This window comes from Psychroflexus torquis ATCC 700755 (genome assembly GCF_000153485.2).
Lineage (GTDB): Bacteria > Bacteroidota > Bacteroidia > Flavobacteriales > Flavobacteriaceae > Psychroflexus > Psychroflexus torquis.
Genome location: NC_018721.1, coordinates 997,431 through 1,013,163, shown reverse-complemented (window position 1 = coordinate 1,013,163; position 15,733 = coordinate 997,431). Strand labels below are relative to the sequence as shown.

The 15,733-nt window shown below is 31.3% G+C and carries 11 protein-coding genes; all 11 read left to right on the top strand.

Features of this window, described 5'->3' with window-relative positions; translation table 11 throughout:
* The first annotated feature begins 166 nt into the window (after positions 1-166).
* Positions 167-2,122, top strand: coding sequence for a dynamin family protein (locus P700755_RS04380; protein WP_157609249.1), 1,956 nt, complete (start codon positions 167-169; stop codon positions 2,120-2,122).
* Positions 2,123-2,129: 7 nt separating this feature from the next.
* Complete coding sequence (locus P700755_RS04375) at positions 2,130-2,579, top strand: hypothetical protein (protein WP_015023529.1); 450 nt, start codon at positions 2,130-2,132, stop codon at positions 2,577-2,579.
* Positions 2,580-2,584: 5 nt separating this feature from the next.
* Positions 2,585-5,794, top strand: coding sequence for an ATP-binding protein (locus tag P700755_RS04370; RefSeq protein WP_015023528.1), 3,210 nt, complete (start codon positions 2,585-2,587; stop codon positions 5,792-5,794).
* A 3-nt stretch (positions 5,795-5,797) separates the two neighbouring features.
* Entirely contained in the window at positions 5,798-6,319 is a 522-nt protein-coding gene (locus P700755_RS04365; RefSeq protein WP_015023527.1) for a hypothetical protein, read from the top strand.
* A gap of 87 nt (positions 6,320-6,406) precedes the next feature.
* Positions 6,407-7,063: a hypothetical protein gene (locus P700755_RS04360; RefSeq protein ID WP_015023526.1), complete on the top strand. Its 657-nt coding sequence runs from the start codon at positions 6,407-6,409 to the stop codon at positions 7,061-7,063.
* Positions 7,064-7,157: 94 nt separating this feature from the next.
* A complete protein-coding gene (locus tag P700755_RS04355) occupies positions 7,158-7,967 on the top strand; it encodes a hypothetical protein (RefSeq protein ID WP_015023525.1) in 810 nt (269 codons plus the stop codon).
* Complete coding sequence (locus tag P700755_RS04350) at positions 7,964-8,629, top strand: hypothetical protein (RefSeq protein WP_015023524.1); 666 nt, start codon at positions 7,964-7,966, stop codon at positions 8,627-8,629. Before P700755_RS04355 ends, P700755_RS04350 begins: the two co-directional genes overlap by 4 nt.
* Before the next feature lie 901 nt (positions 8,630-9,530).
* Positions 9,531-10,055, top strand: a complete 525-nt coding sequence (locus P700755_RS04345; protein ID WP_015023523.1) for a hypothetical protein — start codon at positions 9,531-9,533, stop codon at positions 10,053-10,055.
* 289 nt (positions 10,056-10,344) lie between these two features.
* The gene (locus P700755_RS04340; protein WP_015023522.1) at positions 10,345-13,407 is read left to right on the top strand and encodes an N-6 DNA methylase; all 3,063 of its coding nucleotides are present in this window, start codon (positions 10,345-10,347) and stop codon (positions 13,405-13,407) included.
* 630 nt (positions 13,408-14,037) lie between these two features.
* Complete coding sequence (locus tag P700755_RS04335; protein WP_211206095.1) at positions 14,038-14,352, top strand: helix-turn-helix domain-containing protein; 315 nt, start codon at positions 14,038-14,040, stop codon at positions 14,350-14,352.
* Entirely contained in the window at positions 14,352-15,674 is a 1,323-nt protein-coding gene (locus tag P700755_RS04330; protein ID WP_015023520.1) for a type II toxin-antitoxin system HipA family toxin, read from the top strand. The genes P700755_RS04335 and P700755_RS04330 overlap by 1 nt, the downstream gene beginning before the upstream one ends.
* Positions 15,675-15,733 lie beyond the last annotated feature (59 nt).

Here is a 15,733-nt window from a genome sequence, read left to right as displayed (position 1 = left end):
TGATTTTTTAAATAAATATCAAGAAGAACTCAACGAGGAAATATTTGATATAGCTTTTAGTTCTACAAGACATGAAATAGAGGTCGTTAGCGACATTGTATTTCGGTTTAATAAAGATAGGAAAGTAAAAGTCGAACTGAAAACTAGAGAATTAGAGAAGTCCAATTTGATAAAAGATTTTAAGTCGATTCTTACTGAAATAAAACAGAAGGATAAGGACGACGTAATAAAACAATATTTTGTTGAGAAAAACTTGTTCACCTATCTCGATAAGATAGATAAGTCTGAAGCACAAATAGTCATTGCTGCCACTATGAGTGCAGGAAAATCTACTTTGATTAATGCTTTATTGGGAGAAAGTTTAATGCCCAGTAAAAATGAAGCTTGTACAGCTACTATATGTAAGATTAAAGATATTGATGGAAAGGAGAATTTTAGTGCGTTAGTTAAAAATGAAAATGGAAATATAATTGATGAACACAATGACTTAAACGCTGATACCTTAAGTAAGATAAACGATAGTGGTAATGATAAGTTTCTGACCGTCGAAATAGAAGGAGATATTAAAAATATTTCATCTGAAAATATAAGCGTTGTTTTGATTGATACTCCTGGCCCCAATAATTCTCAAAATGACCAGCACAAAGAAGTAACATATAATTATATAAAGGATAGTAATCATAAGCCCTTAATAATATATTTATTGGATGTTACTAAACTTAAAACGACAGATGACAAAAGTGTTTTGGAAGAAATAGCAGAGTTCATAAAGGATAAAGGTGTATCAACAGAGGATCGGTTTCTATTTGTGCTTAACAGAATTGACGATTTAGACCATGAAAAGGAATCTATAGAAACGATCATTATTTCAACTAAGAAATATCTAGCAGAGACTATAGGGATAAGTAATCCAAAAATATTTCCAATTTCAGCAGAGTTTGCCCGTTTATGTCAATCAAATCAAACGGGAAAACTTACTAGAAATGAAAAGTTAGCCTTGAGAAAATATGAAGATATATTTTTGCCTGATGCTGATGAAGAATATGCTGGAATAGATATCATTAAATTTGCCCCTATTTTAGAAAAAGATAAAGAGTCACTTTTAAAAAACTTAGATAGTAAGGACAGGTTAACGCAATGCTTACACAGATCTGGAATTTCGGCTTTGCAATTACATATTCAAAAGTATATCGAAAATGTTCATGAGACCGAGCTTGGACATGACTTACTTTCAAACTTAATACCTCATTTTGATAAATTGAAAAATCAAGTGCAAGGATTAACTGAAAAAGAAAAGAAAGCAATAAAGGAGGATATTAAAAAAATAAAAAAATCTGAAAAAGTTTTGAATTCTAAATTAGAAATTTTAACATCTAAATTAAGTGAAATTTCTTCTAAAAATAACACTATAGATAAACTCAAAAATCGTGTTGAAAAAGATTTCGGTCAAATTTATACGAATCTTAGAGATGAAGAAGCAACTAAATCACAAGCTTATAGAGCAAGGCATATAGCAAATAAGGTTATTCAGAATCTGGAAATAAGTTTGAAATCAAGTGTAAGGCTTGAGTTAGATTATGATTTAAAAAAAAAATGGATAGGGATAATTAATATTATCAAAATAGATTTTGACGATTTCATAAATGATTTGGATCTATCAGATAAGGCAACCAGTATTCTCTCTAATGATTTTCATATCATATTAAATAGCAGTAATATATATCGAGTTAAGACAAGAAGAATAGTTAAAACAGGTGAAGTGGAAATAAGTACATCAACATGGTGGAAACCTAAGTCTTGGTTTAGTTTTAAAAAAGAAGAGGTCTGGGAAATCCGTGATGAATACGATCTTAATAAGATATACAATGAATTAAAGATTCCTGAGCTTAAGCTTAAGGTCGAAGGAATGCTTGATAACGTAAATAAAAATTATAATGACAACGTAAATCTTTACATAAAAGAAGGTAAAAAAATAGTTAACACTATAGAAAGCGATTTTAGTCAAAGAACGACTCCAAAACTGTTAGACTTGCAAAATAATATTACTGAGATTAATCAAAAAACTGACAATATTAAATACGATTTGCAGAATTATCTAGAACAAATTAATAAGTGTAAATAATATTCTAATGGAATTTAAAAAAAATAAATCCTTTGTGGACGGAGTTAAGGAAAATGACTTGAAAATGGTAAAATCCCAATTATCAGAAATGATAATGTTATTTCAAGGAAATATATTTGAGCTTAAACAAGCAGTGGAATATGCAGAGAATAATTGTTCTTTTAAGTTTGAAGGACATCTAGAAACTGAAACAGAAGTTATTAGGTCATCGAATAGTGATTTTTTTTATGCTGAAAAAGTGGAACTGCGTTCTAATTTTTCAAGAGAACGCTTCAACGAGGTTATTCGACTGTATCCATTAATGGTAGAAAAAGACAACTTTTTTGGTGATAATCCGGAAGAGGATCTGACTGATGTAAATAGAAAGAATGGCGTTAAGTTGAATACAAAAACATATTTATTAATTGGAGCGTCAATTATTGTAAGCGGGTATATTCTTTATAGATTATTTAGATAGGCAATATGAAAGATCAAAACAACGATAACTATGTCAACGATTCATCCAATAAGGATAACGAGATAGAGACATCCATAAAAGACTTTGAAGCTTCTCTTAATTTTTTAACGAGACAATATCTCATCGATAAAAATTTTGAGATATTAGCCAATGATCATGATGAGATTGGATTTTCCTCTAATATAAGATTTCTTCATCTTCATAAGTTTGTTTACGAAAAAGATATAAAAATCACGGATAAATTACTCTCTGTTTATAGCGCTCTTTATTCAACAGGCACAACTCTTATTATAAAGCTAGTATCTAATGGTAATCAATGTGATCTTTATATAGGTGTAAAAAAGCAATATGACGCCGCTAAAAGTTTAAAGATTCTTAAAGGAGCTTTTGAAGGAAACTTTCCAGGAACAACTTTTACTAAAGATTCTTTGCCTAACAAAGAAATTGAAAAATTAAATAGTGCTGTTTTTCAAAATGCAGATGAAATTTCTTGTTCTTTAGGCGTTGCGGCATTGAAAAATAAAGAAGAAGATAATTTTGTTCAAGGTATTGAAAACTTAATAATTGCGATGCAAGGGAAAGAATTCTCTGCGTTATTTATTGCAGAACCCATAAAACCAAAAGAAATTGATACAGCTAAACGCTTTTATGAAAATATATACTCGCAGTTATATCCTTTAAAAGAACAAACAAAAAATTTAAGTTGGAATGAATCTATAGCCTTGACTGATGGAATTACAGAAACAATAGGATCAACTTATACAAATTCAGTATCTCAAACAGAAACAGAATCTTTAGCTAAAGGAAAAAATACATCTCATACAGAAAATTCGAATCCTTGGATTGTGAAAAGAGTAATGAATGTTGTTGTTGGAACACAAAGCAAACTTAATATACCTAATCCAATTAGTTACTCTCTTAACCAAATTAATAATAAATCGGTTAGTGTCGCGAATAAAGTAAGAAGGGAAATTCGTTTTAAAGAGGTAAATGATGGGCAGTTGTTAAATACAAAAGCAACTTCGAAAACTAAAGGTACTTCTTTAACTAAAACAAGCTCAAGTGCTAACACTAAGTCAAATTCCTCTAGCAAAAGTAATAGTGAGAGTACTTCTAATTCCGAAGCGAAATCAAAAGGATCTAGTAGAAGTATCCAGTCTGTAAGTCAAAACAAAACCATTGTCAATATACTCGATAAGTTAGATTTACAATTTGACCGTTTAAAAAGAGGAGAAAGTTTGGGTCTTTGGAATACGGGTGCCTATTTTATGTCCAAGGAACAACAAAATAGTATTGTTGCTGCAAATATATACGGTGGTTTAATTAAGGGGAATGATACAGGAGTTGAGAAGTCTGTCGTTCACACATTTACTACTCATGAAGATAAAGAGAACCACTCAAATTTGTTAGAAGCATTAAAATCCTATAACTTACCTACTATAAAAACAAAAGTCTCAAGATCGGAGACTAGTATCAAGCTTGCTACAATAACAAATACAGCAGAGTTATGCATTCAGGCATCAATGCCCCATAAATCATTTGTTGGTTTAGATGTTGTGGAAACTGCTCCTTTTGGCAACAATATTAAGCATCGAGGGGATAATCTAGTTTCCATCGGTAAGTTATATAATTACGAAAAAGAATTTGATCAAGAATTTTCTTTAGACATAGAAAAATTCACTGGGCATATTTTTGTGACTGGAAGTACAGGATCTGGAAAGTCAAATGTTACTTATAATCTTGTAAACAACCTTATAAGAAAAAATATAAAGTTCTTAGTAATAGAACCAGCTAAAGGTGAGTATAAAGACGTTTTTGGTAATCGAGAGGATGTAAACGTCTATGGGACTAATCTTAATCATACTAAAGTCTTAAAAATTAATCCATTTTCTTTTCCTGAAAGTATTCATATACATGAACATATAGATCGGTTCATTGAGATATTAAATGCTTCTTGGCCAATGTATGCAGCAATGCCAGCAATCTTGAAAGATGCTGTTGAAAAGGTCTATGAAAGTAAAGGGTGGGATTTAGTTGCTTCAGAAAATTTAACTGGAAAATTATTATATCCAACTTTTAATGATTTAGCTAAAATATTACCTAAACTAATTGAAAATAGTGGTTATTCACAAGAGATGATTTCTAATTATTCTGGCGCTTTAGTAACTAGGGTAAATAGTATGACCAATGGTATATTCAAATTAATTTTTACAGATGAGGAGATAACTTCTGAAATAATTTTTGACAACAATGCAATTGTGGATTTATCAAGAGTAGCATCAGCAGAAACAAAATCTTTAATTATGGGTGTTTTGTTTATGAAACTGCAAGAGTACAGAATGACTACCGCGTTAGAAGCAAATAGTAAATTAAAACATGTAACCATAATTGAAGAAGCACATAATCTATTAAAAAAAACTAGTTCAGAGCAAGGTCAAGAGAGTGCTAATTTACAAGGTAAATCTGTAGAGATGATTTCTAATGCTATTGCTGAGATGAGAACTTATGGGCAAGGCTTTATTTTAGCAGACCAAGCACCTAGTCTATTAGATCCATCTGCAATTAGAAATACAAATACAAAGATTTGTTTGCGATTACCTTCACAAGATGATAGAGAACTAGTCGGCAAATCAATGAATTTAAATGATGATCAAATTAAGGAATTGGCTAAATTGGAAACAGGAGTAGCTGCAGTTTATCAAAATGACTGGCAAGAGGCCGTTTTGTGTAAGTTTAATTTATTTGAAAAAAAAGAATCAAAATTTATTTTTTACAATAACAAAAAAGTAAAAGTAAAGATTGTAAAATTCTTAGCATATCAGCTTGTTGAAAGCTACAATGGAAATGCATTAGACACTATTAAATTAACCAAAACCTCAAAGTTTAAAGATTCTAGTTATATATCTAATAGATTACTTAAATCTGATATTGATGAAGAATTCATTCAGGACGCATTGTGTAAATTATTAGAAGTAGACACAGCTTTAGATTTAATGTTAACCTTGAGCAATGAAAAACAACATAGCTTTTACAAGGCGCTTCTCCTTTATAAAGAAATACTTTGCAACAAATGGGGATTTAACCCTAAAGATAAAAACTTTATAAATATTGTTGGCTTCACTATTATTTATAAAGTTAAAAAAGACAACAAGTATTTACCTATTCTAAATGCTTATTTATCAGATATTAAAAATAGAAACTTAAACTGTGTATAAATTATGGCAATTCAATTAATTAAACCACTAATGGAAGGACTTGCAAAGGCAAATGAAGGTCTTTCTAAAGTTAAAGACTTCACTGATAAGCTAAAAGAAGCAAGTGAAAAATTATCACCATTAAAGGATCAAGTATCGGAGAGCGGTGACTTGAAATCTTTAACAGAAGTACCTGAAAAGAATGAAAGTTTAGAGGGGCTAAAGGAATCCTCAGAAAAGATAGAAAAAGTTGAGGAAAAACTTGAAGTTAACGAAATAGAAATAGAAGAGGTTCCAAATCTTATTGATGTTATTTCGGAAACAATTGTTAATCTAAAAGGTATTATCAACAATTTAACTTCTAATTTGGAACAAATAAGTAATCAAGTGGACGAGTTAAAGGACATGACAGAGAATTTGTTAGAAAGAGCAGAAGACGTTAAAAATAAATTAGAATCTATACTAGATGCAACAGGTACTAATTTTGACGAAGTAGAGCCTGATGCTGACGATGAAGATTTTGACATGGAAGGTGATGGAGAATAACCCATTCTTCAAAATTTACAACTTCGTAATGGAGTTTAAAGTAATACTTCACAACTAGTCCAGAAAGTTTAACCAAATTTATATAAAATGAAAAATTTTGATCAAGAAATAGAGAAAGTAGGAAGACATTTTGATAGACCTGCAATATTTGATGGTATTGTAAATGAAATTGAATATAACAAAACAGGTATTAAAATTTTATGGATTTTAAAAGAAGCCAATAGTACAGGTGAAAATGAATCTTGGGATATGCGAGATCATATTAATGAAAAATTGAAAACAGAGACAGGAATCCGTAAGGGTTGGAGCCAAACCTTTAAAAAAATAATCTATGTTACAAACGGTATTTTAAACAACTTATCTTGGTGTGACGAACTATATCATCCTTCCTACAAACCAGAAGTAATAGATGAATTAAAAAAAGTTGCTTACATAAATGTCAAAAAAACAGGTGGAGGAGCTAAAGCAAATCCAAATGAAATAAGTGATTACTATAAATTTTCTAAAACTCTACTCTTTAATCAAATAGAAGAATTTAAACCAAATATTATAATTTTTGGCGGCACTTATAAATTTTTTAAAAATGATTTAAATTTGGAATTTAATGATTTTGGGAGTTGTAAGTCTGCACTTGAAAAGGGCACTTTATATATTGATGCATACCATCCAATGTATACTATTAAAGAAGAAACTTATTTCAATGATATTTTAGAGACTGTTAATCTTAGTAAATCTAAATTATAAAAGATTTTTAATCTTCTCATTAGAAAATAAATTTTAATTACCCTATCACTAAATGATAGACCGCTATATTTAATTTGTACAAAATTAAATAACCATGGATTTATCTAAATATACCGAAGTGGAAGGCTTATTGACAAGAGCAAAAAGGCTAGCTGAAAAATTTGAAATGTTACCAATCTTTAAGCTGAGCCTTGACAAAAAAGCCTATGCCGTCAGCAAGTTGAAAATAATTTGGGTACAACAAGACAAATCAGTAAGCGATTACTCAACTAGTTTACTAACCAATAAAAACGAATTAAGTAATAAGACTAAAGTGTGGCGTGCTTTAAATACCGATAGTACAGAAGCTAATAAAACGGGATCTAGCATACAGAAAGAAACACCTGTAATATGTATATCAAACATAGAGAACCAAAATCTTGCAGTCAGAAGGCATCCTTTAGAATTTTATAAAAAGTCAAAGCATCTGATTGTTCAAATTATAGAAGCTCTTGAACCTGATGTGGTCATATTCGGTGAAACTTATCCGTTTTTTGAAAGTGAACTAAGACTAAACCAAATGAACAGTTTTGGAACTTGTCACGCCACTGCTAAATCTGGGAGGATTTATATAAATGCTGATCATCCAAATGCAAGGATGAGCGGTCAATACTATTTTGAAGATATTTTAAAAGGCTACACCGCTTTTAAAAAGCAAATTGATAATAGTTATCCAGATGCGTTATATGAAAATGATCTCGAAATTTTAAATAATAAGATTTGTGATTCTTTAAATCAAATAGAAAAAATAAAAGCTAGCCTATTAAAAACTTTACAGTATGAAAGGCTTGTGGAGATTAAGCCAATTAAAGATAATTTGGAACAAGCTTTTATAGATATTAATAAAAAACCAAAACATAAATGATAAAAAAAGAAGAAGAGTTATTTGACGAATGGAAAAAAAAACGACCAGGCTTTGTAAGTGATGGCATAGTTCAACTAGATAATTATTTAGAATCGGAGTTTAAAATTCTTTACTTATTAAAAGAGGTAAATGGCGGTAAAAATTGGGATTTACGGGATTTACTAAAAAAAGGAGAAAGAAAGCCAACTTGGGATAATATTGCCCTTTGGACATTTGGTATAAATAATTTGAATAAAAATTATTTGTGGGCTGAATTGAAAGAATTAAGATCTAAAGAATTTAGAATTGAACAACTGCTTAAAATTGCAGCGATTAATTTAAAGAAGGAGTCGGGGAGTCATACCGCCAACAATAAAATCATATGGGGATATGCTAAAGAAGATCAGCTTTTTTTAAAAAAACAAATTGAATTATACGATCCTAAGATTATCGTTTGCTGTGGGACACCTACAGGTGATATTCTAAAAAAGTTTAACCTAGTTGAAGAATTTGACAAATGGAAACTGTCCTTTTGGGGTGTGCGGTACCATGTTTCTGAACAAAATATAATCATAATTAGCTATTGTCATCCTGAAGCAAGGATTGACGATAATTTTAAATATTTTCCATTAATAAACACGATAAGGGAAATAACAAAAAGCCTGAAATACTCACTGGATTAAAATTGTCATTCCGTGCAAGGCGATAGCCGCGATACGGAATCTGTTTAATTGATATTCTTAATATTGAAGAAATCTACCTTAACGTGGCTTCGATACACCCCGCTACAAAAAAGCGGGTCACTCAGCCACCAATTCATAATTGCTATTCCGTGCAAGGCGATAGCCGCGATACGGAATCTGTTTAATTGATGTTCTTAATATTGAAAAAATCTATTTTAACGTGGCTTCGATACACCCTGCTACAAAAAAGCGGGTCATTCAGCCACCAATTCATAATTGTCATTCCGTGCAAGGCGATAGCCGCGATGCGGAATCAGTTTAATTGATGTTCTTAATATTGAAGAAATCTATCTCAACGTGGCTTCGATACACCCCGCTACAAAAAAGCGGGTCACTCAGCCACCAATTCATAATTGTCATTCCGTGCAAGGCGATAGCCGCGATGCGGAATCTTTTTAATTGATGTTCTTAATATTGAAGAAATCTATTTTAACGTGGCTTCGATACACCCCGCTACAAAATAGCGGGTCACTCAGCCACCAATTCATAATTGTCATTCCATACAAGGCTATAGCCGCGATGCGGAATCTTTTTAAGTTATGTTCTATGACTGAGTGATTTTCGATAGAAAATCGTATCGAGAAGTAGCTTTAAGTCATCGCAGATACTGAAATGATCTCGAAACCACTTAGAGAGCATAAAAAATATTAATGGTTCACCACGAGCCTTCTTGCCTCCCTTGGTAGACAACTGATTTTCGATAGAAAATCGTATCGAGAGGTCGTTTTAATTCAAAATTCTTCATTCAAAATTCAAAATTAGTTCTGACAAACCTTTTAAGTATGACACGTTTTGGCAAGGAGAGACTTTTATTTTGCAGCATTAAACCAAAAAAAACTAAATGATGAAGGAGCCGTTTGTGGATAGTGTACACGATCTAGTGACCGACTTTTTATATTTAAATAGTTTAGAAACTATTCCAGAATTGGATACTAGCCCAATAAAATATGAAGATTTGGGTTTCGATCTCGAATGCCAAGGACAGGTGTCCAATCATTTAATACGGTTTACGGAACATTTAAGCGCACACTCAGGGGCAAACCAGCAGTACAATTTATTGCCAACCTCACAAGTAGGACCTTGCTTTGATTTGTTAATTGGCATTGTGAGTCTAGGTTTTGACGCCAAGTATTATCCTAAAAAAAAGGCGGCTGGTTTTAAGTATGTTATGTTAAGCGCCATAAGGACTTGGTTTTATTGTTCTGGCACCAACAGTAAAAATTTAATCATCACCGCAGACTGGAATCCCCAAAAGTTTGAAACCCTTTACAAACCTATTATAGAGGCCTATCGCTATAGGTTTAAGACGGAGGTACAAATTTATGAGCACAGCACACGGGGCTTATATTTAAGATATCCATACTAAAGGTGATAATTATTAGAAAGCAAAATTTATTAGCCAACTTCCATAATATCTTAGTATTTGATCTTATAAATTAAGTTATTTTTATATTTTAGAGTTTTGTAATTTTAAATAATACCCACGAGTTTTAGCGGTAAATAAGTACATTGTATGATATACATAAAAGTGTTAATTTAATAAAAATAAAAATAAAAGTACAACACCCATAATAGATTTATATTCTCCTATAATGAAGATTTAAATAGGGTTTTTACTAATGTTAGTAACTAACTAAAAAATAATTGAACACCAAATGACAAAAACAAAAATTGAATTATTTATTACAGCATTAGGATTTAGTCTGACAGATGGAAGAAAAGAATATTGGAAAGCAGAAATAAATGAGTGCATAATCGGAATTAACCTAGAAGGCGAAAAATCAAATGAATGGAAAATAGAGTATGATTCAGAAATAAGAACACATCGTCAGACTACCTGCAACTTCAGTCAGTCTGAAAATCTTGTTGTTCTAGAATGTGTAGTTCGTTTACTTAAAAAAGGTTACTCAGCAAAAAACATTGAACTCGAAAAAAATTGGCGAGTTGGTGGATTTTTAGATATCTACGTAACGAATAACGAAGGAGAAGCTTATTTGATGATTGAGTGTAAAACTTGGGGAAAAGAATATAACAAAGCCTTAAAAATCACTCTAGAAAACAATACAAATAAAGAACAAATTTTAAATTATTATTTGCAAGACCAAAATGCCAAATATCTCTGCCTTTATACGTCACACTTAATAACTTCAACAAATGAATTAGATTATCTTTCAAGTATAATTCATACATCGGACTTCATAAAGGCTCAAAACCAAGTAGAAATCCATGAAATATGGGATAATGTATTTTACACAAAAGGTATTTTTGAGCCATCAATTCCTGCATACGGTATAAATTTTTTAGGCATAGTAAATAGTGACCTAAAACCTATTGACCATTCTTATCTTTCGCCTGAAAATAACGATGATGGCTCTATTTTCAACCGTTTTGCAGAAATTTTGAGAAGACATACTATTTCAGATAAATCAAATGCTTATAATAAAATTTTCAACTTATTTCTTTGTAAAATAGTAGATGAGGACAACGCAGTTGATGGAAATTACGAAATGGAGTTTCAATGGAAATATAATGAAAATCCAGTTGATGTAATATATCGATTAAGCGACTTGCACAAACGAGGGATGAAGGATTATATGGAATTGGACGTTGCAGACGTCTCGGAAGAAGATTTTGATAGGGAACTTTTAAGAATAGCTTCCCAAATCGACGGTGAAACGCAGGAAATAAAAAATATGTTTAAACAACTTCGTCTTTATAAAAATAATGAGTTTGCATTTAAAGAAGTAATAAACGAACGCACATTTTATGAAAATGCCGAAATAGTAAAAGAAGTTGTCAAACTTTTAGAAACTTTCAAAATTAAATATGAACATAAGCAAAAATTTCTTGGCGATTTTTTTGAAAGACTTCTTAATATCGGTATAAAACAAGAATCTGGTCAATTTTTCACACCAACGCCAATAACAACATTCATTTGTAATTCTATTCCATTTGAGAAAGTTATCGAGAATAAAATTAATCTTAAAGACAATAATTTCCTTCCTTATGTAATCGATTATGCATGTGGCAGTGGTCACTTCCTAAATGATGCTATGGACAGAATTGATAAAATTCTACAATCGATAAAAAACGAAGAATTTAGAACAAATACTCAGAGAGATAATTTTTACGCTTGGAAACGAGCATATAAGTGGGCGAAAGAATTTGTTTATGGTATAGAAAAGGATTATCGTCTTGCCAAAACTACAAAAGTAGCTTGTTTTTTAAACGGAGATGGCGAGGCAAAAATATTGTACGGCGATGGTTTAGCACCTTTTAATTCAAAATTGTATTATGGAAAACTAAACAATGAAACAGGAGATAAACAAAATCCAGTTTTTGATGCAATCGTTGCAAATCCGCCATTTTCAGTTGAAAGTTTTAGAATGGTATTGGAAAATGGAAAAGGAACTTTTGATTTATATGACCAAATTACCGACAAAAGTGATGATATAGAATGTTTGTTTATTGAACGAACTTCTCAATTATTAAAAGAAAATGGTTTTGCTGGTATAATTTTACCAAGCACAATTTTGCTAAATAGAGGTATTCACCAAAAAGCTCGTAAACTACTTTTAGAAAATTTTAAAATTTGTGGTCTTTGTGAATTTGGAACAAAAGCATTTACATATGCAGGTCAGCCAACTATTGCTCTATTTATCAAAAAAAGAGAAAAAGTAGAAATTGATAAAATAAATGTTCTTTTAAGTGACTTCAAAAAGAAAGAAACAGACTTTTCATTTGATGGAATTAAGAATATTATTTCCCAATACATTTTATTAAACACTCAATTTAAAAATTTTACAGATTTTACAGAAAAAATCAAAGACGATAAAATTTGGATACACGAAAAAGAGAAAATTCGTATCTTTCTTTTAAACACAAATAACAAAGTTGTAATTGGAAACGCAGGCGACAAGGATAGAATGAAACTCTTTCTTGGCTATGAACATTCGTCTATGACAAAATATGAAGGTGTTCATCCCTATCCATACAACGACACGGGTAAAATATTTTCAAAAATGTATGATGAAGAATTATTATTAAATCCAGAGAAACTAAATACTTTGATTTATAATAACTTTTTAAATGAGCCGATTACAGTTCCAGATTCATTAAAAGAATATGTAGAGATTAAAGAGTTTAACGAAATGCTCGATTTTTCAGACGTCACTTTCGATTATAGAGTTTATATGCAATCATTAAAAAATCCGTATTTAGAATTCAATACTTATCCTTTGACAAGTTTATCTGACAGTAATATTTGTGAAATTTTAGACCATAAGCGTAAACCTGTAAAAAAATCAAAACGTGGTAGTGCAGATTATGCTTATTATGGAGCGACAGGAAAAACAGGAATGATTGACAGTTTTCTTTTTGATGAAAAGTTGGTTTTAATAGGCGAAGATGGAGCTAAATGGAACAAGGGAGATAATACAGCGTTTATAATCGAAGGTAAATCGTGGGTTAACAATCACGCACATATTGTGAAAACCAATAACGAAGAACTAACTGAAGAATATTTACAGCTAATTTTTGCCAATTTAGATTTAGGATTTTTGAAAACAAGACCAAATGGCGGAAAGTTACAGAAGGGAGAAATGATGAAAATTCAATTTCCACTACCAAACGTTGAAACTCAATTAAAGATACACTTGGAAGTGAATGCTTTGAACGGAAATGATAAATGGAATAGATTTGAACAACTCTTGGAATAAATCCAGTTGCCAACAACTAAGCATATGGCGTGGTGATTGGCCAGCAGCTCTATATATCTTAAAAAAGATGTATAAATAAATAGCGGTTTTAGTGCTTAAGCCAGAAAATATAACTTAAATTTTAGGTATGTCATCTTTTGGCATACTGCATCTTTTACTTTGTATCCTAATTAAAAAGAATATGTAATAATCCCCAAAATTTAAACTACTAGAAAGCTTTGGTCAATTATACGATAAGTCCAAAAATTGCCAACTTCAAGAAACATTTTTTATAGAGAAAGATTCTGAGTTAAGCACTCTTTCCCACTACCTCGTCAAATCTAAAAATCAAACCCTATTTATCATCATTGTTTTCGTCCTTAATTATAAGTGGGATTCTGTAGATTTATATTGACATTATAGGTTTAAACTGGTATTAATGGAAGATGAGGTATTGTTGCAGTTTATGATATGGCTAGTTCAAGAGTTTAAGAGACTTTAGACTACTACTATTATACCTATATTGAATGATAAGTCATTCGTTTATTTTTTTACTTAAATAATATTACCTATATTTGTATGAGATATCATTCATTAAATTAATATACAAACATAATGGCCGAGTTATCATACAGTACAAATTGGAACTCGATGAGTGATCAAGCACTAAACACCACAATAGGTGCCTTTGTAAAACAACATCGTTTAAATCAAAATAAATCACAAGAAGATGTTGCTGAGGCAGCTAATATTAGTCGCTCTACTTTAAGCTTACTTGAACGTGGAAAAACAGTTAATTTAACTACTTTTTTACGAGCATTACGAGTGTTAGATTTACTTTATATAATGGATACCTTTCAAACAAGAACTCAAATTAGTCCTATTAAGTTAGCAAAGTTAGAGAGTGAAAAAAGACAGCGTGCTGGTCATAAAAAGGATATAAATGATACTAAAAGTGATTGGTAATGGTTACTACTGCATTTGTTAAAATATGGGGAGAACTGGTTGGCGCCATCGCATGGGACCAAGACCAACAATTAGGGATCTTTGAATATGATGAAAAATTCATTTCTAAGGGATGGGAACTGGCACCACTTAAGATGCCTTTAAACTCTGGTCAAACCATTTTTTCCTTTCCTGGATTAAGACCACAGCGCAACAGTGAATTCAATACATTTAAAGGTTTGCCTGGGGTATTGGCAGATGTTTTACCAGATAAGTATGGAAACCAACTCATCGAAATATGGCTGGCACAACAAGGACGTCCAGCAAGCAGTATGAATCCTGTTGAAATGTTATGCTTCATTGGAACAAGAGGAATGGGTGCGTTAGAATTTGAACCTATGCAGTTAAAAGCTTCTAAAAAAACATTTAAAGTTGAGATTCAAAGTTTAGTAGACATCGCTCAAAAAATGATTTCTAAAAGAGAAGATTTCAACACAAATGTCCAAGAGAATGAAGAGCAAGCAATTAAAGAAATTATTACCATTGGTACGTCTGCAGGTGGAGCAAGACCGAAAGCTGTAATTGCCTATAATGAAAAAACTGGAGAAGTAAGGTCAGGACAAACCAACGCCCCAAAAGGTTTTGAGCATTGGTTAATAAAACTAGATGGTGTTAGCGATGTTCAAGTTGGTGAGTCAAAGGGCTATGGCCGGATAGAAATGGCTTATTACCAAATGGCTATAGCATGTGGTATTGAAATGATGGAATCTAGATTGTTTGAAGAGAATGGAAGAGCACACTATATGACAAAACGATTTGATAGAGAAGGAAGCGCCACTAAGAACCATATACAAACCTGGTGTGCAATGAATCATTTCGATTTTAACGAGGTCACTAGTTTTAGTTATGAGCAGCTTTTTCAAACCCTGCGCGAATTAAAATTATCGTATCAGGATGCTATACAAATGTTTAGAAGAATGGTGTTTAATGTAATAGCTAGAAATTGTGATGACCACACAAAGAACTTTTCTTTTCTACTAAAAAAAGACAAACAATGGGAGTTAGCGCCTGCATACGATATTTGTCATGCATATAGACCAGATAGTATTTGGGTTAGCCAACATGCATTAAGCATTAATGGAAAACGAAAAGGAATTTTAAAACAAGATTTACTCACTGTGGCAGAGGCTATGAATATAAAAAAGGCAGAAGCTATTATTTATGAAATCAATAGGACGGTTAACTCTTGGGAAGTCTTTGCCAAGGAACAAAAGGTACCTGAAAATAAGATAAAGCAAATAGGAGAGACCTTACTAAATTTGGTTCTACCACGAATGTTGTAAAATGACTAAATTAGTAAAAAAAATGTTTTTCATTCAATGTCATCTAAGTCATCGAGACT